Origin of the sequence: Pseudoalteromonas sp. (assembly GCF_041629635.1) — a bacterium.
In the GTDB taxonomy this organism is placed as follows: Bacteria; Pseudomonadota; Gammaproteobacteria; order Enterobacterales; family Alteromonadaceae; genus Pseudoalteromonas.
The window spans coordinates 1-21,008 of sequence record NZ_JBFKMX010000010.1; the positions used below are offsets into that span (position 1 = coordinate 1).

Here is a 21,008-nt window from a genome sequence, read left to right on the forward strand (position 1 = left end):
CCTAAATTAATGTCTAACGAAAAATCTAAATAGTTCATCAACTCACTAGGATGATAACCTTTTCTTTCCATTTCTGAGCGCTCAATGTATGTCACATTAGATACATAACTGAGCCCTTCTGCTACACCAAAGCGAATTTGCCATGGTAACGGCAAAGTATAATAAGCTTTAACTGCAACAACGTATTCTTGAATGTTGGACTGTACTTCTGACTGCCAATGCCATGCGACACCTGGAGTGAGATATATATCCAAAGGTAAGCCAAATAAATCATCTGTTAATGGATGACCATAAAATAAAGAGGTTAATTGATTATTGTAAGGATCTTTTTTACTGTTCCCGCGAAGGATATCACCAATATTTGAAGGAGTAGCAAAACCATGTGCGACACGCCAATAGGCATTGTTATCTATCGTTTTTGGCGCGGTGTGTTTGTTATTAAAAAAAGCAAAGCCTAGAAATAGTTCATGAGAGTATGAGTCAACAATTGCATTAGCATGTTTCACATTGTCATCCAATGCAGTAACAGACGCAGAGCCAAGCAAATACAAATTTCTCACTATGTGATAACGCCCTTCCGCTTTAACTGTTAAATCTGCACCTGCACCAATTTTTTCATTGGTAAGGTCGTTTAGTGCATAATAGTGACTGTTAAATGATGCACTTTTATAACGTAATGTGGTTGATAGATTTATATCCCAAGCATTTTTATTATAGTTATACAAATAACCAAAATTAAGGTAAGGGTTTCCCTCTAAGTCAGTCATTAACTCACTTACAAGGTATTGTGAGTTCTCAAGGTTAAATTTGTATTGAGCCCCAAAGTCAAAAGTATCGCCTTGAACTTGGTTTTGATACTCAAAGGGAATATCAAAAAAACGCATTCTAGTAATTGCATTAAATTGATGTTTTTCATCCGAATGTAGGTAAGCGCCTGCTTCTAAACCTTTAATATAAAAATGGTCATTTTTAAAAAACATCATAGGAACAAAGCTACTGACGCTGTCACTTTGTGTTTTGAAGGGAATGCTTGCTTGCCTGACAGTTGCACCTATACCCCACTCTTTTTCGAACTCTTGTGCGGTAAGATTAAAAGAACAAAAAGAAACTAGCATAACTAAAAAGCACACTATGTTAGTTTTTATAAACATTTTTAAACTCCTTTTGTTCTTTTAGCTTTAAATAAACAGCGATAGACTATTTTCTAAAAGTAATTTTATTGTTGTTATCTCTATTTTGTAGCAAAAACTCACGTGAGTAATTTGTATTAGACGCTTTTGCTAAGCGATCATAAAGTACCACATTAACAGTGGCAGCTAAATTCATACAGCCATTGGTAGGAACATACACCACATCATCGCAATACATAAGTACATCTTTTCGTATGGAACCGTCTTCAGGTCCAAGTACATAAATTGCGTTTTCTGGATGTGAAAAATGCGGTAATGGTGTTGCACCATCAATTAACTCAACGGCAATTATTTTAGTATCGGACTTAACCAGTCCAGATATATCGTTAATTGCCTGTAGTGGGATTTCTTCTACTCTTTGCTTTGTGTCTGTTGCGAATTTTTGAGCATATCCATAGCGGTTACCAGTGTAATGCACCTTTTCAACACCATAACAACCTGCTGCACGCATTACCCCACCGACATTTGTCGGGCTTTTGGGGTTAATCAGCAAAACTTCTATGCGCGACATTAATCATGATCCTCTTTAGGCCAATCAGCAATGTAATCTTCGAATAGTTCCATATCGATTTGATTATCTTTCATCACACGCCCTTTTACACTAATGCCCATACGATGCATAACAGCTTTACTACCATTATTTAATAGTGGATGCCAAGACGCGAGGCCTCGTCCTTCATGCAATCGACGATAACTGCAACTTGGTGGCATAAAGAAAATATTATCGATGTTGTCTTTCGTCAGTTTTACACAGCTGGGTACTAAAGTGGTGCGGTTTTCATATTCCGTGCAAAAACATTTTTTGGTATCAAGGTATCGACAGACAATTGCGGTATAAATGATTTCTTCCCCTTCTCGCAGCACATCGGTACTTTCAAAGGTGTCGTCTTGTTCATCGCTATCAATAAAGGTATGTAAGCAGCATTTACCACAACCGTCGCAAACTGCTTCCCACTCTTCATCGTTCATCTCGGCTAACGATTTATTTAACCAAAATTTTTCTTCTAACATATGTGCCCCTAATTTTAAGGCACCTATTTTATGCTAGTTAGATCAGAAAAGCGAAATTAAAGAAGGAAAGAAATGGCGCCAAATAAAGCAATTGGCGCCAGTATATTTGAAAAGAGGTTAGATTTTAGGGTAACCAATTCTGTCAGATAAATATCCAACAGAAGTAGCAAAATAGTAAGAACGGTTCCAATGCATTAATGCTTTATAATTATCATAAGCAAGATACATACGGCCGTTTTTATCATCAGGCATCACAAGTGCAGCGTTAATATCTACTTTTGGTAAGTCAGAGCCATCAATACGTCTCACCCCGAGCTGTTGCCATGCAGCTAAATCTCGTTCTGACTTTGACCAATTCTCAAGCCATTGTTTACGGGAACGTGTGCCACGTTGCAAAATATGATTTGAATCAAACTCATTTGGTAATAAAACTTGTCGGCCCCAGGTCAAATTATCATTCCAACCTGCTTTTTTAAGGTAGTTAGCAATCGATGCAAAGGCATCATATTTATTTTGCCAAATGTCTTTTTTACCATCACCGTCGTAGTCAACAGCATAAGCGTTAAATGAGGTTGGCATAAACTGAGTTTGGCCCATTGCACCCGCCCAAGAGCCTTTAAAGTGTTCTAGACTAATATGGCCTTCTTCTAAAATGGTTAGTGCAGCCCATAGTTGCCGTTTGTACATATCTTCACGGCGTCCATCATAAGCTAGGGTAACGACTGAAGAAATGACAGGAATCGAGCCCTGAATTTTACCAAAGTTACTCTCAAGCCCCCAAAGTGCGACAATAAATCGTGCCTGAACTCCATATTGTTTCGCAATTTTTTCTAGTACTTCTTGATTCTCTTTGTATAACTTACGGGCTCTGTCAACTTTCCACTGCGGAACACGTTTTGGTAAGTATGTTTCTAATGTTTCTTTTACTTCTGGTTGGTTTTTATCGGCCTTGATTACTTTTTTCTTAAAAGAGATAGTTGTAAATGCTTCTTCAACAATTGATTTTGTATATCCTTTTTCAATTGCTTCCACTTTTAAATCTGCAACATATTGATTAAATTTTGCTTGCTCTTCATCTGCAAAGGTAGAGACCGAAATAAGACTTGCTGTGATTAGGGCGAGTTTTTTTAACACTATTGAGAAACTCCATTTTGTTTTCTAAATTCATCTAATAAACTTTCTTGCTTTGGCGGCAACTGTAGGTAAAAACCTTTTTCAGTTAACTCTTGTTGAACCTTTTCAAGATCAGCGACACCGAGTTTTTCGCGTTTAGCTAAATTGATTAACATCACAAAACTTGGTTGACCAAAAGTGGCCATTAAAGGTTCCGGAACTTTTGAAAAATCATCTCTTTTTTCAACATAGAGATAGGTATCAGCCTTTTTTTTACTTTTATATACTGCACTAAGCATTCAATCACCTTTTACTTCTTGCGAAACACTGCGCCACACTATACCATGGCATACAATAAAAGTGAGATAAATTGCGCTTAACGGCTTGGTTTTTGAAAAGTCAGCCAGTAATTTTTATAATAATAATTGAGATTATGTCGGAACAAATTTTTGAATTAAAAGGGAACCTTTTTACGCTGTCAGTGTTGCACTTATTTAAGAACGATATTGACGGACTGATAAGCCAACTGGACGAAAAAATTGCTCAAGTGCCAAAGTTTTTCTTTGGTGCGCCAATTGTCGTGAATTTGCAAACCATTCCAAACGAACATGTCGACTTTGCTAAATTAAAACAATCTTTAATTGATTTACAGCTAAACCCTGTTGGTGTTTGTAATGGTACAGAAGAACAAAATACGGCTGCTAAGTTACATAAATTATCCTTAATGAGCTACAGCAAAGATCAAGCACCAAAAGCAAAACCACAAGCTGCAGCAAATACCTCAATCATAGAAAAAGAAATATTCGTGCCCGCACAAATTATCAGCGGAAATGTGCGAGGTGGTCAGCAAGTATATGCTAAAAATCGTGATTTGATAATTACAGGGTCGGTGAGCCCAGGTGCTGAAGTAATTGCTGATGGCAATATTCATGTATATGGCACACTTAGAGGCCGTGCAATTGCCGGCGCTAAAGGTCAAGAGTCAATGATTTTTTGTCAAAAATTAAATGCTGAACTGGTCTCTATAAATGGTAATTACTGGTTAAGCGACGCACTACAAGGTGATTCATGGGGCAATGCTGCATGTATCTCATTAGAAAACGAATCATTAAAAATTTCAGCTTTGGTTTAAAGGATAAATTTCATGGCAAAAGTTATTGTTGTCACATCAGGTAAAGGCGGTGTTGGTAAAACTACATCAAGTGCTGCAATTGGTACTGGCCTTGCGCTAAAAGGCTACAAAACGGTAATTATCGACTTTGATATTGGCCTTCGTAATCTTGATTTAATTATGGGTTGTGAGCGACGTGTTGTATATGACTTTGTAAATGTTATCAACAACGAGGCTAATTTAAATCAGGCACTTATTAAAGATAAGCGTGTAGAAAAACTATTTATCCTACCGGCATCACAAACGCGTGATAAAGATGCACTTACTAAAGAAGGGGTTGAGCTTGTACTTAATGAATTGAAAAAAGATTTCGATTTTATTATTTGTGACTCACCAGCAGGCATTGAAGCCGGTGCTATGATGGCACTTTATTTTGCCGACGAAGCGATTGTGACAACGAATCCAGAAGTATCATCAGTTAGAGATTCAGATCGTATTTTGGGTATTTTACAAAGCAAATCTAAGCGCGCCGAAGAAGGCTTAGAAAATGTGAAAGAACACCTTCTTTTAACACGTTATAACCCTGAGCGTGTTGCTTCAGGTGAAATGTTATCAGTTGAAGATGTACAAGATATTCTTGCGATCGATTTATTAGGCGTTATCCCAGAATCTACAGCAGTTTTAAATGCGTCAAACTCGGGTCAACCAGTTATTCTTGACTCAGATTCAGACGCTGGCAAAGCTTACTCTGATGCCATTGACCGTTTACTTGGTGAAAAAGTTGACTTCCGATTTTTACAAGCTGAGAAAAAAGGCTTACTTAAACGGATATTTGGAGGTTAATGTGTCATTACTTGATTATTTTCGCTCGCAAAAGAAAACAACTGCAAGTCTAGCAAAAGAACGTTTACAAATCATTGTTGCCCATGAGCGCTCTAGTCGTGGTACACCGGATTATTTACCGCAATTAAAACAAGATATATTAGATGTGATCCGCAAGTACGTTGATATACAACAAGATCAAGTGCAAGTGCAACTTGAGCAAAATGAAGATGATTTGGCTGTATTGGAACTGAATGTTACCTTACCAGATGATAAATAACTAAAAAAGCCTGCTTTATGCAGGCTTTTTTATAGCAAGTTTAAAACCACTCTTTTAAATCTGTTTGAACTATTACTTTACGCCAAGAACACATTAGATCTGGTTTCAACTGACCTGCCTCTTCACTTTTCCCTTTCCACTTCCAACTAATTAATTGATTCATTTGTTTTTTACTAGCAAGTGCATCAAGAGGAATATCATGTTGATTTGCAATGAATTCTAACTTTGCACGCATTTCTTTCAGTGACTTTTTATAGCCAGTAAAATCAATTAAACGTTTAATTTTTTCAGGATGTTCACTTTCATCTTTTTCAAGACCAAGTTTAACTAAATTTATAAGTGTTTTACCATAGCGATTAATAAGTGCATGATCGCCTTCACATACACGCTTTAAAGCACCAAAATGGGTTGGTTGCTGCTTTGCAATCTCAAATACAATGGATTCTTTGATAATGAAATTAAGCGCTAAGTTTTTTTCACGGGCACGATTTAAACGCCAGCCAGCTACTTGTTGTAATACAGCTAATTGTTTCGGGTTTAATTGCCATGCATTTTTTATATCAAGATACGCTAACTCTAGCGGAGTATCGTAAGCTCGTTTATTTGCAATTAATTCGCTTTCGCTTACAACAATTGCTTGTTTCTGCTCAGATAATTTATTGACTATTAATTCATAGCAAGGCATTAAATAAAATACGTCAGCTGCCGCGTAATCAAGCTGAGCTTTTGTTAATGGTCTTTGTAACCAATTGGTGCGTGATTCACTTTTATCTATTTGCTCATCAAGTAACATTTCCACCATATTGGCAAACCCAACACAGTTGCGCTCACCAAGTAAACTTAAAGCAAATTGTGTGTCAAAAAGCGGTTTAGGAATGCAATTACCATGGCGAGAAAACACTTCTAGATCTTCTGATGGGGAATGTAATACTTTAATAACGTTAGTATTTTCCATTAATTGCCAAAAACCTGATAAATCTAAATTGGCAGTTGGATCAATTAGACTTATATTATTGCCATCATAAATTTGCAGTAATGCAAGCTCAGGATACAAGGTACGACGGCGCATAAATTCAGTATCTATTGCAAGGATTGGCTTTGTTGAATAGTCCTTGAGGGCTAAATCGAGATTTTTTTGTTCTGTAATTAATGCGTACTGCACTGCTTTTCCTCATAAAAAAACCGGCTTATGCCGGTTTTTATAATTTGGGGTTACCCCGTTAACTTGCTTCTTTAAGTGCACGTCTTAAAATTTTACCGACGTTAGTTTTTGGTAAATCCTCACGGAATTCTACAAACTTAGGCACTTTGTAATTGGTCAAGTTTTCACGACAATGTTTAATTATATCTTTTTCTGTCAGTGATTGGTCTTTTTTCACAACAAAAATCTTAACTTGTTCACCGCTAACATCATGAGGTACACCTACTGCAGCAACTTCGAGAACACCATCATGCATTGCAACGACTTCTTCTACTTCGTTAGGGAACACGTTAAAACCAGATACAATTATCATGTCTTTTTTACGGTCAACAATATAGAAGAAACCTTCTTCATCGTATTTTGCAACGTCACCTGTTGCGAACCAACCGTCTTTTAAACAATCAGCTGTCGCTTCTGGGCGGTTATAATATCCCTTCATAACTTGTGGGCCTTTTACCCAAAGTTCACCAGATTCACCCAGTCCAGCTTCTGTGCCATCTTCTTTAACAATTTTAAGTTCAGTGCTTGGTGCAGGAAGACCAATTGAACCGTTAAAGCCATCTAGATCATACGGGCTTACTGTTACAAGTGGTGCACACTCGGTTAAACCGTAGCCTTCAACTAAGCGAGAATCAGTAACCTTTTGCCATTTTTCAGCGACAGGTCGTTGAACAGCCATACCACCACCGAGAGATATTTTGAGTGATGAAAAATCAAGTTCAGAAAAGCCCGATGAATTTAATAAGCCATTGAATAAGGTGTTAACACCTGTCATTACAGTAAACTTTTTCCCTTTAAGTTCTTTGATAAAGCCCTGCATATCACGCGGATTAGTAATAAGTAAGTTATGGCCGCCATATTTCATAAAGGTTAAGCAATTCGCTGTCAGAGCAAAGATATGATAAAGCGGTAAAGCTGTAACGACCATTTCTTGACCTTTCTTAAGTAATGGGTCTAAACAACCTGTTACTTGCTCAAGGTTTGCTACCATATTGCCATGGGTTAGCATTGCACCTTTTGATACACCCGTTGTACCACCGGTATATTGTAAAAATGCAAGGCAGTCTTGTGTCAGTTCTGGACGAGTATACTTAGTAGCATCGCCTTGTTTCATAACATCAGCAAATTCAATCACATTTGGTAATGTATAACCCGGTACCATTTTCTTTAAATGCTTTACTACAAAATTTACTAAGTGTTTCTTCACACCCCCGAGCATGTCACCAATTTCCGTAATGACAATATTTTTAACATTGGTTTGTGGTAAAGCTTCTTCTAAAGTACGTGCAAAATTAGCAAGGATAATGATGGTTGTGGTCTCTGAATCATTAAGTTGATGCTCAAGCTCTCGTGTAGTGTAAAGCGGGTTTACGTTTACAACAGTTGCCCCTGCTCGTAGAGTTCCAAGGATAGCAATAGGTGTTTGTAATAAATTAGGCATCATTACAGCAACTTTATCACCCTTTTTAACACCTAATTGATTTTGCAAATATGAAGCAAATCGCTGTGTCGCATCATCCATCTGCTGATATGTGAAAACTTTGCCCATGTTTTCAAAGGCTGGAAGCTGTGAATAATCTTGAAAGCTTTTTTCAAATAGTTCAAGCAGGGAGTCATAGTGCTGTGGATCTATTTCAGCAGGAACTCCTGCTGGGTAACGCTTCAACCAAATCTTTTCCACGATAGGCTCCTATAATTTATATTTATTGTTTGTGTTCAACTTAAACCTTAATTCATGTAAGGCGAATTAACAATTGAGTAAATACTCTAAAGCGCTAATATTCACATATTTAGTTACGTTATACAAACTATTTAAAACATCTCGTTTACGTAAACGTTAATCAGTTTAGCCGCTTCATTAGGGAATTCTATATGACAATGATGACCACCTGATATTTCGTTAACCATAAGTTTTAAAATGTATTTACCATATATTTCAATACCTTGATTTACTAAAGAATACCCATTTGTTGCCTTTATGACGAGCATTGGTGTTATAATATTTTTACACATTTCTATACACTGATTAGGTGTAAAACGAAACCCAGAGTGATGTTTCAGCTTTGGATCTGTGCATAGTTTATAACCAGTTTCTATTTTCTCTACATTCCTTTCCATTAACAATGAGGCTTGATGTTTGTTTAAATCACTTACGGCAATGCGTGCTTTCACTATTTGTTCAAAACTTGAAAATACACGTTTGGGTTTATTATCAGTACGATTTAATATGGCGTTCTTTAATTGTGTTGTCACTTCATTTTCATCTGTTGTGACACACGCAATGCCCTCAATTGCTATCACTGCTTTAACATGCTCTGGAAAACAGGCAGCAAAAAGATTAGCAACCATTGCCCCCATTGAATGGCCTATAATAATAACCTGTTCATTAGCTGCTATTTGTTGTTTTAATCTAAACACATCATCAACATAATCAATAAAGTAGTAATGTGCTTGGCTATTTCGCCAATCTGATTTGCCATGCCCTGGAAAATCAATTGCGTACCAATCAAAATGTGAGAGTTGACTCATCAAAGGTACAAAAGAATTACTGTTATCTTGCCAACCATGCAAAGCAATTACCTTAGTTGCATTGTTTTGTAACCTTTGACACGCAATTGTTAGTTCATTGATCTGATAAAATGTTTCGAAGCTATTTTGTTGCAATGAATTCACCGATAAAAATGTTATTTAACTTGTAAATACGTTATGTTTGTCGCCAAAATAACATAGAACTAAACACACATGAAAAAATCTTTAATTGCATCAGCAGTGTTATTTTCATCAACTGCCATTGCAAATGTCGAAGCGCCTAAAAATATAATTTATATGATTGGTGATGGTATGGGCCCTGCCTATACGACAGGTTATCGTTACTACATGGATAACCCAAAAACCAAAGAAGTTGAAAGTACCATCTTTGATCAATTGTTTGTTGGAATGGCAAGTACGAGCCCTGATGATGACACAGTAGTTACTGATAGTGCTGCCGGTGCAACAGCTCTGTCAACCGCAACCAAAAGCTACAATGGTGCTATTGCAGTTGATACTCAAAAAAAACCACTTACAACAATGCTGCAAATTGCTAAATCAAAAGGCTTAACAACTGCACTGGTTGCTACGTCACAGATCAATCACGCAACACCTGCAAGTTTTGCTGCGCATAATGAAAACCGACGTAATTACAATGAAATTGCGGACGATTACATTGATGTAAAAGTAAATGGCAAACTTGCTGTAGACTTACTACTTGGTGGTGGTTACAAATATTTTATCCGAGAAGATCGAGATTTAGTCAGTGAATTTAAACAAGCTGGTTATCACTATGAAAGTGATTTTGATAAGTTAAACACCATAAATTCATTACCTGCTATTGGTTTATTTAAAGAAACAGCATTTGCCTATGCGATTGATCAATACCCTACTCGTCTTAGTGATATGGCAGAGCACACCTTCTCTTTATTAGATAAATATAAAGAAAATGGTTTCTTTGTAATGTTAGAGGGCTCACAAATAGATTGGTGTGGTCACGCTAATGATATTGCTTGCGCCATGGCCGAAATGGACGATTTTGCCAATGCGATTAGGAAAGCAAAGCTTTATGTTGATAGTAATCCAGATACATTATTAGTCGTTACGGCAGATCACAGCACTGGAGGCTTAACACTAGGATCTAATGGTAACTATTCTTGGCATACAAATGTGATTAAAGGCATCAAAGCAAGTGGCAGTAAACTTGCTAAGGCATTAATAAAGTCAGAGAATGTACTAGCTACATGGCAGGATAAAACAGCCATTTCCCTTGATAAAGACCAAGCTGAGTTACTTGCAAATAAAGTAGTTGCGGTTAAAAATGATAAACCTGACGAGACCTCAGCTAAAGAGCAACTTGTTGAGCATGTAAAATTGCTTATCAATCAAGCGTCAAATACCGGATGGACAACTTCAGGTCATACCGCAATTGACGTACCTATTTTAGCGTATGGTAAAGGTGCAGATGAATTTAGAGGTCATCTCGATAATACCGAAATTGCGAGTAAGTTAATCAACTTTATTAAGCATTAAAAATTAGGGTGCATTTAACGCACCCTTTTTATTTTCTTATAGCAATTTTGTTAAGTAGGTGATCAGGCATAGCGTTCTATTAATGAAATGGAAACTATGCAAAATTTCTTATATAGTTGTTCTGTATAGATAAACTTTAACACAGTTGAATGATATCTTGTCCGTTAGGATGATCAGCTACTTGATTGAATTGGTATTATTCTCTTCCCGGCAGTTTTTTCCAAGTAACAGTATCACGCACGTAAACAGGCTGCGCATCTGCTGCTGCAACTGTATTACCCTGTGCTAATTCCAGCTCTGCTTGTTTTGCCATAAAACGAGCATTTGGTAAGGTAATATCGTTATTAATAGTAAAATTATCGGCAGAAAAATATTCACTGTAAGTTTGGCAACCAGTACCAACAACTAATGCGTCAATGCTCGGCAATTGAAGGTCTTGTGGTTTTAAAACTTGCTCGCTTGATGCAAATTCAGCAAGGTCATTTTCGCCACGTTTAAACTCTGCATAGTAAACCTCTCCCATACGCGCATCAATTGTGGCAATCACATAATCAACATCTAAGCTGTCAAATGCCTGCTGGGCCATGATTTGTAAGTTAGAAATGCCTATAACGGGTAAGTTAGCAGCAAATGAAAGCCCTTGGGTTACAGAAACACCTACGCGTACACCTGTGAAACTTCCAGGCCCTCTACCAAATGCGATTGCATCTAAATCGCTTAAAGAAACGTTGCCCTTATTAAGGATGGAGTCAATTAACGGTAACATTTTTTGACTGTGTTGCTGAGGGCACACTTCAAAATGTGCATTTTCTAAATCACAACTTAATGCCACAGAGAGTGCCTCAGTGGCCGCATCTAATAAAAGTATTTTTGTCATAAGTTATTTAATTGCTTCTAAAAATTCTGACGCCTTGGATAAATCACGAGTTCGCGCCATGTTTGGTAAACTGGCAAGAAAGATTCTACCATATTCACGTGTAACAAGGCGATTATCACAAATTACCAATACGCCTTTGTCTTTTTGGTCACGTATTAATCGACCAACTCCTTGTTTTAATGCGATTACAGCACTGGGTAATTGTAACGAATAAAAAGGGTCGTGCCCTTGCCCACTGTGTGACTTCATTTTTGCTTGAAGAAGTGGGTCATCCGGAGCCGCAAAGGGTAACTTATCAATAATAACACAAGATAATGCATCACCTCGCACATCGACACCTTCCCAAAAAGATGCAGTACCAAGCAAAACCGAATTGCCATGCATAACAAACTTTTCAAGCAATATACGTTTTGACGCTTGGCCTTGCACTAATAAAGGATACTCCACACTGTGTGCTAACCCATCTGCAACTAAATTAAGCATGCGATAGCTTGTAAAAAGGATAAAGCATCGACCTTTTGCAGCTTTAATCATTTGTTTTGCAATACTTACTATTGAAAAGCCCATTTCAGATTTACTTGGCTCAGGTAAGTAACGCGGTATGCATAACATCGCCTGGTTTTCGTAATCAAATGGGCTGTCATAAACTTCCATTATTGAGGTACTTAAACCAAGATCATTAGCAAAATGCGTTAAATCGCCATTAACAGCAAGTGTTGCAGAAGTAAAAATCCAGCTAGATCTTGCATTCTCTACTAGTGCTCTGAAACGTTCAGAGACATTTAATGGTGTGATACTAAAAGTAAGATGACGTTTTGTTGTTTCATACCAAAAACTATACCCTGGTTTTTGCGCCTCATACATAGTTTCTAGCTGCCCTTTGAGGCTTGCGGTACGCTCAAATAACTTTTCTATTTTATCACTTCTTTCTAAACAGAGTTTTAGTACTTGATAGAGAAAACTAATGTCATTAATCACACGTTCAATAGCACGGTAAACATTTGGCTGTTTAATCATTTGTTGCCAATCACCGCGCTGACTTTCACTTGGAAATTGTAAACGTAAATCCCACACTGCGGTTTCAAGTTTATCAATTGTTTTGCCAAGCTGGATCATATCGAACACTTCCGCACGGTAAACTAAGCGAATATCACGGACGAGCTCTATCACCATTCTGGTGCTAACACGGCTGGCAAAATATTCTGAGGCAATATTAGGTAACTGATGTGCTTCATCAAAAATATAACAATTTACATTAGGGATTAGTTCACCAAAACCTGACTCTTTTACTACCGCATCAGCTAAAAACAAATGATGATTCACAACTACTAAGTCTGATTCAATTGCTTTTATTCTGGCTTTTCTGACAAAACAATCTTGAAACGAAGGACATTCTTTACCTAAACAGTTATCAGCTGTTGAGGTAACATAAGGCAGTACTTTGGCATCTTCTTCAATGCCACTACAGTCGGCCATATCCCCTGAGCGGGTTTCACCTGAAAACTTGGCAACCATTGCTAATTGATGCATCACATCAGGATCGTCAACCGGTACATGTGTAACATGCTGATTTAAACGCTCAATACATAAATAGTTTGAGCGCCCTTTCAGTAGCGCTATTTTCTTACCTTTACCAAGGATTTTTTTTAGCGTAGGTAAATCACGATGGAACAATTGTTCTTGCAGTGCTTTTGAACCTGTCGATACCATGACTTTTTTATCAGAAAGTAACGCAGGAACTAAATAAGCAAATGTTTTGCCTGTACCTGTACCTGCCTCAACAATAGCCTGTTTATCATGCTTAATTGCATTGGCAACTGATTTAGCCATATCAATTTGTGGCTTTCGCGGGGCATATCCTTTTATAGCAAGCGCAAAAGGACCAGATAGACCAAACAAAGTATCGATATTGTACATTAACAGGCAGGAATATTAAGAATGGCTGGAAGTGTAGCGATTTAATGTTGGTTCAACAAGTGTGAAATCTAGGTTGTTTAGAAACACCGCAGAGTATTGTTTATGAACTTTGAGTAGATAACGCTAATCGTTATTCACTTTAACAATCTTTGAATTTGAATAAACTTATGACTATTCAAAAAAGTAACGTCGCGATCACAATTAAAATAATACATAAGTATATGCACACTCCACTCAATCTTTAAGTAGATTTTTGATATATATACATTTATCTGATTTTGGTTAAATGGACGAACCGAGAGCATGAATTAGGTCGATAACGGCTTCTCTATTACAAGTAACAATAAGTGCTTTGTCTATATCTAACTCATCTAGGCTAAGCTTAGTATGCATTATTAATATGGATAACATTGCCAATTGATTTGCTTCAAAAACAAACGCTCCTATTGGGTACTTTTTCTTTAAAGAAATTAAGCTTTGTTTATCGTTAATTTTGATTTGTACTGCTAATGCTTCTAAGATATTCCTTGGAAATTGCCAAAGTTTCGCTATATCTAAAGTCAATCGAGGTCCATATGAATCCATCAAACGCTTGATATTCATTACATTAGGCTGTGAATCTGGACAGACGCTGGCAAATGCATCTATCATCAATTGAAATATAACCATATTTCCTAAATTCATAAGTAGCCCAACTAAGTACGCTTCTTCAGAATTAAGGTTCTCTTTTGCAACAAATTGCTTACTGACTTTGCCTGTCAATTGGCTATGTAACCATAAATTTTTACCATAATTTTTATAATATATTTGGGCACTTGGAACCATCTGAGTAATAAAACCATTTATCACCCCTTCTGTTAGACCTTTTTGACCAAGTAACATAAACGCATTTTTTATATCAGAAATTGGTTTATTACTTCGGTTGTAGAAACTTGAATTTGCTAGCTCAACGACTTTTGCTGCAATAATCGGATCTGCACTAATTAAATCTACGAGTTTATCGACATTAAAGTCTGAGGAATTCAGTGTATTTATAACTTCGTTAAGTGAACTGGGCACAACGGGCAAAGACGCGATAATTTCTTTTGGTTGGCGTAATATTTGTAGTATTTTATTTTCAATTAAATCACTAATAGGGTCATTGTGAACTCTAGTTAGCGGGGAATTAAACAGTAATTCATAATAGTTATCTTGAAGCACTTGTGCAGGTGTTTTTAAAGATTCATTTGGTGTGACTATTTGTTGTTCATGAAGCGTCTGCACATCATGGTTGCTCATTTTTGATTTTTCATTTTCGAAAAAGAAATGATTGGCTTCAACTTCTTGTTTTAACGATGGGAAAGCCTTTGATATTAATTTTTTAAACATACGTCATTGTCACAAATGATTTCATTAATTGTAACTCTATTTTACACAAACTGAATAAATTGTAAGTGTTTAAATGATTGATCAATTAAACTTATTATGGTTGCCATAGGTAATGATTTAGATTGATTTTATTTTTTGTAATTATCACACCTTCCTTTTCTAGGCAGTTTTTTTGTTCTAAATATTTGTCACTGTTTTCAGGAAAACTTATTTTACCTTGCGAATTAATGACCCTAAACCACGGAATTTTACTACCTGTTGGCAATTTTTTTAAAATTGTCCCAACAAAACGCGCATGCCCTTTTAATGAAGCCATTTCTGCTACACTGCCATAGGTTGCGACTTGACCCTTTGGTATCGATGCAATAACAAGCAAAATTGCATCGCGTTTTTCATCATTTGTCATGATATAACCGCTTTAATCCTTGCCAAATAGTTGTTGCGACTGGACCATAAAAGTTACTATTACTTCTAAATGCTCTAAGTTCTGAATGAAACTGATCTTCGCCATCAATGAGCTCTATTTGTACAAGCTCGCCTGAAGCAAGTTCATTACTACAAAAATGCTTAGCCGCTAACCCCCAGCCGACACCTTGTAACAACATAGACCTTAATGTTGCCAATTCTTCTACCATAACAACTTGCGATCCCTTTGCAAAAGAAAGTTTGTCATCATCAAAAGGTAATTCGGTTGGTTTAAGGGTTAGGCTTGGAATTGCATCAAGCTCTCTACTCAACAATCTCGATTTTCCATTGGGTAACACACTGGGTGAGGCAACTAAAATGACTTCGATGGGTTTTAATTGAATACTCTGAAAATCGCCCGATGCGTGAAATATATCAAACCAAGGACCAATACCGATATCAACCTCACCCTTAGAGAGTTTTTCAATCGCTTTAAAACGTGAACCACCTAATATTTCGAATTGCGTGGCAGGAAATTGTTGAATGACTTTACCGAGTAACTGATTAATGCGTGCATCACCACCGAGTTGCTCGTAAGCAATGCATATTTTAGGCTCATAACCTAAAGCCAAAGTAGAACTTACTTTATTTAGCTCATCACAGCTTGTTAGTACTCTTTTTGCTTGTTTATAAAACCTCTCACCTGCCTCTGTTAATTTAAGACGATATCCAGAACGGTCTATTAATGTAAAACCAACCTCTTCTTCTAACTTTTGCATTGCCATAGTAAGCGCGGGCTGTGTTTTATGACACTTTTCTGCTGCTTGTTTCAAACTATCTGATGTGACAATGGCATCTAAAATTGTTAACTGCGTAATCTTCATAAGTTTAACTTATACAGTTCGTAATATTTAATAAATATAATTTTACATAGCCTTTGGTTATTCTGGCTATAGTTTATTAATAATTTCTTTTTGGATAAGTAGATGCGCGCCCTCTTACTCTTGTTACCTGCAATTTTGATCACTGCTTGTAAAGACCCTCAGCCAGAAATCACCAAAAGTACAATTTCTCGCCCAGTTAAACTTTTTACTGTGCCAAATACGGGTAGTAGCAATATTCGCCGTTTTCCAGCAAAAGTCGAAGCGAATCAAGGCTCATATTTATCATTTCGAGTTAATGGTGAGCTTATGTCATTTCCAACACTTGCTGGACAATCTGTTGAAAAAGGCCAAATCTTAGCAAAGTTAGACCCCGAAGACTTTAAACTACAACTCAGTGACCGTGAGGCACGTTACAAACTTGCAAAAAACCAGCTTGAGCGAACAGAAACACTCAAAACAAAAGGTATTGCATCACAATCAGAACTTGACCAAGCAAAAGCCAATATGCAAGTTGCATTATCAGCGCTTGAAAAAGCACAAACTGATTTAGAGTACACAGTGCTAAGAGCACCTTTTGCAGGCACAATCAGTAAAGTATTTATCAAAAACTTTGAGAGTGTTGTCGCCAAGCAAAACATTATGCGAATTGAAACACGTGATTTAATGGATGTTACAATTCAAATTCCTGAAAAATTAGTTGCTCGCGTTGATAAAAATACGACTTACAAACCCAATGTCGTTTTTGATAGCTACCCGAATAAGTCATATGAATTATCGCTAAAAGAATGGGATACACAGGCTGATCCACTTACCTTAAGTTATCGTGTGGTATTTACACTGCCCCTGCCAACAGATTTTAACTTACTTGCCGGTATGACAGGAAATGTGTTGATTGATTTAAATAAAGTGTTTTATTCAAATCAACGTAAATTTACTATTCCAACAACCGCTGTTTTTAGTGACGCAAGTGAAGATTCATTTGTTTGGCGCTACAACGATGGCAAACTAGAAAAAGTAAAAGTAGTGCTTGGTGAAATCCATAAAAGTGGTATTGAGATAAATGACGGCCTAAATCCGGGAGATCAAATTGTCAGTGCAGGTGTTCATCATTTAACAGCACAAAGCAATGTTCGTCCTTGGACAAAAGAACGAGGCCTATAAAATGAACATTGCACAGTTATCAATTGAAAAGCGAACGATAAGTTGGCTATTTACCCTAATTTTATTATTTGGTGGCTATTTCTCTTATCAACAATTGGGGCGTTTGGAAGATCCAGAATTTACATTAAAAAAAGCCATGGTAATAACCAGTTACCCTGGCGCATCACCGGAACAGGTTGAACAAGAAGTTACCTACCCAATTGAAAATGTGATTCAGCAATTACCTTATGTGGATTATGTAACGTCAATTTCCTCTCCTGGTTTATCTCAAATCACGGTAGAAATGAAAAGTACCTATCGCAAAGAACAACTTAGGCAAGTTTGGGATGAACTGCGTCGTAAAATTAATGACTTATCACCTTCCTTACCAGCAGGCGTTTATCCTTCAAAAGTAATGGATGACTTTGGCGATGTTTATGGTGTGCTTTACTCTATTAGCGGTGACGATTATTCCTATGAAGAATTAGAAAATTACGTTGATTATTTACGACGTGAACTGGTACTGGTAGATGGTGTTGGTAAAGTAACGGTAGCTGGTGAGCAAAAACCGCAAGTTACTGTGGAAATATCTAGCCATAAATTGGCACAACTTGGAATTTCTGCCAACGTTATTTACCAGTTACTACAAAATCAAAATACAGTATCAAATGCAGGTAAAGTGACTATTGAGGGCGAATCAATCCGTCTTCATCCTACAGGTGAATTTAAGAACGTTTCTGAACTCGAAGATTTACTTATTTCAAAGCCTGGCGCGAAAGAAATTATTTATTTAGGTGATGTGGCTACAGTAAAGCGCGAGTACGCTGAAATCCCAGATAACCCTACTCATTATGCTGGTAAACAGACGTTATTACTGGGTGTTTCCTTTGCATCTGGCGTGAACGTTGTTGAAATTGGTAATAAATTAACAAACCACTTAGCGTCACTTGAATATCAACGCCCATATGGCATTGAGATTAATACACTCTACAACCAACCAAAAGAAGTAGAAAAATCGGTAGATGATTTTATTACATCCCTTGTCCAAGCGGTATCAATAGTAATCGCTGTATTGCTGCTTTTTATGGGGTTACGAAGTGGTTTATTAATTGGTGCTGTTTTACTAATCACGGTATTTGGTACCTTTATTTTTATGATGATGCAACAAATTGATTTGCAAAGGATCTCGCTTGGAGCACTTATTATAGCCCTTGGTATGCTTGTGGATAATGCCATTGTCATTACTGAAGGCATTTTAGTAGGTTTGAAAAAAGGCTACAGCAAAGTAAAGGCAGCAAATAGTATTGTTGATCAAACAAAGTGGCCGTTGCTTGGTGCTACTGTAATTGCAATTACTGCGTTTGCTCCAATAGGTTTAAGTTCAGATGCAACCGGCGAATTTGCCGGAAGTCTTTTTTACGTATTATTAATTTCACTGCTACTTAGTTGGATAACCGCTATTACGGTAACCCCTTTCTTAGCAAGTGTGTTATTTAAGCAAGAAGCGACAAACAATCAAAGTGATAACAAGGTGGATGCTGATGAGCTATATAAAGGCAAACTATTTGTTATTTATGGCAAATTATTAAAAACAGTATTAGCCTGGCCAAAAACAACGATCAGTTTTATGCTAATTTCTTTGCTTGGTGCATTGGTATTATTTGGTAATGTTAAACAGTCATTTTTCCCACCTTCAAATACCCCCATGTTTTATCTTGATTACTGGCGTTATCAAGGTTCTGATATTCGTGCCACAGAGCAAGACATTGCCAAGCTAGAACAGTATTTATTAGCAAAACCCCAAGTAGTTGAAGTAACCAGCACGGTAGGACAAGGTGCCCCGCGCTTTATGTTAACTTATGCACCAGAAAAAATTCACCCAGCCTATGGGCAATTGATCGTTCGCACTACTGATTTACAATCGCTCAACGCAATACTCGCAGAAATACGTGAATATGCAGCTGATAACTTACACAATGCATTTATTAAATTAAAACGTATGGAAATTGGTCCATCAACAGATGCAAAAATAGAGGCGCGTTTCCAAGGTCATGAGCCAAAAGTGTTACGCAATTTAGCAGATCAGGCGATTGAAATTCTTAATAATGAAGGCAAAGCTTACAATATCAGACATGACTGGCGCGAATTAACTAAAGTCATTCGCCCTCAGTTTAATGAACAAAAAGCGCGCCGTTTAGGGATCAGTAAGTCTGATTTAGATAATTTGTTACTTACAACCTTGTCAGGTCGTAAAGTAGGCTTATATCGTGAGGGCACACGCATGCTTCCGATTATTGCCCGTTCGCCTGCATCTGAGCGTCTTAATGTTGATTCACTATATGACTTACAAATTTTTAGTCCAACACTGGGTGTTTATGTGCCAATTGAACAAATTGTTGATGGCTTTAATACAGAGTGGGAGAACAACCTTATATTACGTCGTGATAGAAAGCGCACTATAACAGTTATGGCAGACCCGAATATTTTAGGCGATGAAACTGCGGCTAACTTATTAAAACGTGTAAAACCATTGATAGAAGATATTCAACTTCCGCAAGGGTATCACCTTGAGTGGGGCGGCGAATTCGAATCCGCATCGAAAGCGCAAAAAGCTATTTTTGGCTCCTTGCCACTTGGTTACCTAGTGATGTTTATCATTACTGTTTTGTTATTTAATTCAATTAAAAAGCCACTTATTATTTGGGCAACAGTACCATTAGCTGTTATTGGTGTGACAATTGGTTTGTTTACCATGAATAGCCCATTTAGTTTTATGGCTTTACTTGGGTTACTCAGTTTGTCTGGCATGTTAATCAAAAATGGCATCGTACTTATGGATCAAATTGAATTAGAGCTATCCCAAAATAAAGCACCTTACACTGCTCTATACCACTCGGCTTTAAGTAGATTAAGACCGGTTTCAATGGCAGCAATTACTACAATTTTAGGTATGATCCCGCTGTTATTTGATGTCTTTTTTAAATCAATGGCAGTTACAATTATGTTCGGCTTAGGTTTTGCTACTGTGTTGACATTATTAGTTATCCCAGCCCTTTACAGTTTAGTGTTTAAGGTAAAATCTGCCTAAAAATATTAAATTAGGTATACTGCAAAAAACGTAAATTGCAGTATACCTATGCTAAAAAGACCATTCTCAGTGCTTGTAGTTATTGAAAATTCACACAATGAATTTCTGTTAATTCAACGTGCTGATGACACAACATTTTGGCAATCTGTAACCGGTGGCATTGAACAAAATGAGACGGCGCTAGAATGCGCCTATCGCGAAGTATTAGAGGAAACTGGCATTGATTGTGAAGCTTCAGGTTATGAAATAGTACCTCTCAACATCACTAATCAATACGAAATAAGAGAAGACTGGCGTTTTAGATATGAAAAAGGAAATTATCTAAATACCGAATATGTTTTTCATCTTAAAGTAGACAGCCAAACACAAATCAAACTCGCCCCAAAAGAACATTTAAATTTCAAATGGCTTACGTATCAAAATGCACTTCAATTAATTACATCTGAAACGAATAAAAATGCCGTTGCATTACTATTTAAAAGTAAAAAGCGTAAAGAATAATCACCACTTTTTATTATTTAGAGCATACAAAACACCAT

At 37.0% G+C, this 21,008-nt stretch carries 20 protein-coding genes; 7 read left to right on the forward strand and 13 right to left on the reverse strand.

From position 1 onward, the window contains the following. The 5 genes from ABYD77_RS02665 to ABYD77_RS02685 form a co-directional block, all read right to left on the reverse strand. On the reverse strand, nt 1–1,151 hold a 1,151-nt coding region (locus ABYD77_RS02665), incomplete at its 3' end, for a MipA/OmpV family protein (RefSeq protein ID WP_372766747.1). A gap of 46 nt (nt 1,152–1,197) precedes the next feature. Beyond that, nucleotides 1,198–1,701, reverse strand: a complete 504-nt coding sequence (locus ABYD77_RS02670) for an RNA methyltransferase (protein ID WP_372766749.1) — start codon at nt 1,699–1,701, stop codon at nt 1,198–1,200. Further along, nucleotides 1,701–2,201, reverse strand: a complete 501-nt coding sequence (locus tag ABYD77_RS02675) for a YcgN family cysteine cluster protein (protein WP_274760429.1) — start codon at nt 2,199–2,201, stop codon at nt 1,701–1,703. The genes ABYD77_RS02670 and ABYD77_RS02675 overlap by 1 nt, the downstream gene beginning before the upstream one ends. Nucleotides 2,202–2,318: 117 nt before the next feature. After that, nucleotides 2,319–3,335: a lytic transglycosylase domain-containing protein gene (locus ABYD77_RS02680; RefSeq protein WP_372766751.1), complete on the reverse strand. Its 1,017-nt coding sequence runs from the start codon at nt 3,333–3,335 to the stop codon at nt 2,319–2,321. Next, complete coding sequence (locus tag ABYD77_RS02685) at nt 3,335–3,613, reverse strand: YcgL domain-containing protein (protein ID WP_372766753.1); 279 nt, start codon at nt 3,611–3,613, stop codon at nt 3,335–3,337. Before ABYD77_RS02685 ends, ABYD77_RS02680 begins: the two co-directional genes overlap by 1 nt. A 134-nt stretch (nt 3,614–3,747) precedes the next feature. Between ABYD77_RS02685 and minC the strand changes: the two genes are divergently transcribed. The 3 genes from minC to minE are packed head-to-tail and all read left to right on the forward strand — an operon-like array spanning nt 3,748 to nt 5,527. Beyond that, on the forward strand, nt 3,748–4,446 hold the full coding sequence (gene minC, locus ABYD77_RS02690) for a septum site-determining protein MinC (protein WP_372766755.1): 699 nt from the start codon (nt 3,748–3,750) through the stop codon (nt 4,444–4,446). A gap of 12 nt (nt 4,447–4,458) precedes the next feature. Beyond that, on the forward strand, nt 4,459–5,268 hold the full coding sequence (gene minD, locus ABYD77_RS02695; protein WP_372766757.1) for a septum site-determining protein MinD: 810 nt from the start codon (nt 4,459–4,461) through the stop codon (nt 5,266–5,268). 1 nt (nt 5,269) lies between these two features. Continuing rightward, on the forward strand, nt 5,270–5,527 hold the full coding sequence (minE, locus tag ABYD77_RS02700; protein WP_372766759.1) for a cell division topological specificity factor MinE: 258 nt from the start codon (nt 5,270–5,272) through the stop codon (nt 5,525–5,527). A 40-nt stretch (nt 5,528–5,567) separates the two neighbouring features. On the opposite strand, the gene rnd is transcribed toward minE, so the two are convergent. The 3 genes from rnd to ABYD77_RS02715 form a co-directional block, all read right to left on the reverse strand. Next, nucleotides 5,568–6,689 carry a ribonuclease D gene (gene rnd, locus ABYD77_RS02705; RefSeq protein ID WP_372766761.1) on the reverse strand — a complete coding sequence of 374 codons (1,122 nt, stop codon included), beginning with the start codon at nt 6,687–6,689 and terminating at the stop codon, nt 5,568–5,570. A 58-nt stretch (nt 6,690–6,747) separates the two neighbouring features. Then, on the reverse strand, nt 6,748–8,409 hold the full coding sequence (fadD, locus tag ABYD77_RS02710) for a long-chain-fatty-acid--CoA ligase FadD (RefSeq protein WP_372766763.1): 1,662 nt from the start codon (nt 8,407–8,409) through the stop codon (nt 6,748–6,750). A 131-nt stretch (nt 8,410–8,540) separates the two neighbouring features. Then, nucleotides 8,541–9,392 carry an alpha/beta hydrolase gene (locus tag ABYD77_RS02715; RefSeq protein ID WP_372766765.1) on the reverse strand — a complete coding sequence of 284 codons (852 nt, stop codon included), beginning with the start codon at nt 9,390–9,392 and terminating at the stop codon, nt 8,541–8,543. A gap of 78 nt (nt 9,393–9,470) precedes the next feature. Between ABYD77_RS02715 and ABYD77_RS02720 the strand changes: the two genes are divergently transcribed. Beyond that, the gene (locus ABYD77_RS02720; RefSeq protein WP_372766767.1) at nt 9,471–10,790 is read left to right on the forward strand and encodes an alkaline phosphatase; all 1,320 of its coding nucleotides are present in this window, start codon (nt 9,471–9,473) and stop codon (nt 10,788–10,790) included. Between the two features lie 196 nt (nt 10,791–10,986). Here ABYD77_RS02720 and tsaB read toward each other — a convergent pair whose 3' ends face one another. The 5 genes from tsaB to ABYD77_RS02745 all read right to left on the reverse strand — a co-directional run bounded on the left by tsaB (nt 10,987) and on the right by ABYD77_RS02745 (nt 16,241). Continuing rightward, nucleotides 10,987–11,667: a tRNA (adenosine(37)-N6)-threonylcarbamoyltransferase complex dimerization subunit type 1 TsaB gene (tsaB, locus tag ABYD77_RS02725; RefSeq protein WP_372766769.1), complete on the reverse strand. Its 681-nt coding sequence runs from the start codon at nt 11,665–11,667 to the stop codon at nt 10,987–10,989. A gap of 3 nt (nt 11,668–11,670) precedes the next feature. Beyond that, nucleotides 11,671–13,584 carry an ATP-dependent DNA helicase gene (locus tag ABYD77_RS02730; protein WP_372766771.1) on the reverse strand — a complete coding sequence of 638 codons (1,914 nt, stop codon included), beginning with the start codon at nt 13,582–13,584 and terminating at the stop codon, nt 11,671–11,673. 282 nt (nt 13,585–13,866) lie between these two features. Continuing rightward, complete coding sequence (locus ABYD77_RS02735) at nt 13,867–14,952, reverse strand: HDOD domain-containing protein (protein ID WP_372766773.1); 1,086 nt, start codon at nt 14,950–14,952, stop codon at nt 13,867–13,869. A 94-nt stretch (nt 14,953–15,046) separates the two neighbouring features. Beyond that, a complete protein-coding gene (locus tag ABYD77_RS02740; RefSeq protein ID WP_372766775.1) occupies nt 15,047–15,358 on the reverse strand; it encodes an MGMT family protein in 312 nt (103 codons plus the stop codon). Continuing rightward, nucleotides 15,348–16,241, reverse strand: a complete 894-nt coding sequence (locus tag ABYD77_RS02745) for a LysR family transcriptional regulator (protein WP_372766777.1) — start codon at nt 16,239–16,241, stop codon at nt 15,348–15,350. The genes ABYD77_RS02740 and ABYD77_RS02745 overlap by 11 nt, the downstream gene beginning before the upstream one ends. A gap of 102 nt (nt 16,242–16,343) precedes the next feature. Here ABYD77_RS02745 and ABYD77_RS02750 point away from each other — a divergent pair, with 102 nt between their 5' ends. From ABYD77_RS02750 to nudB, 3 genes are read left to right on the forward strand one after another with little or no spacing between them, the layout of a single operon-like run. Then, nucleotides 16,344–17,402: an efflux RND transporter periplasmic adaptor subunit gene (locus ABYD77_RS02750; RefSeq protein ID WP_372766779.1), complete on the forward strand. Its 1,059-nt coding sequence runs from the start codon at nt 16,344–16,346 to the stop codon at nt 17,400–17,402. Nucleotide 17,403: 1 nt separating this feature from the next. Further along, complete coding sequence (locus ABYD77_RS02755) at nt 17,404–20,469, forward strand: efflux RND transporter permease subunit (protein ID WP_372766781.1); 3,066 nt, start codon at nt 17,404–17,406, stop codon at nt 20,467–20,469. A 48-nt stretch (nt 20,470–20,517) separates the two neighbouring features. Then, nucleotides 20,518–20,970, forward strand: coding sequence for a dihydroneopterin triphosphate diphosphatase (nudB, locus tag ABYD77_RS02760; RefSeq protein ID WP_372766783.1), 453 nt, complete (start codon nt 20,518–20,520; stop codon nt 20,968–20,970). The last annotated feature ends 38 nt before the right edge of the window (nt 20,971–21,008 follow it).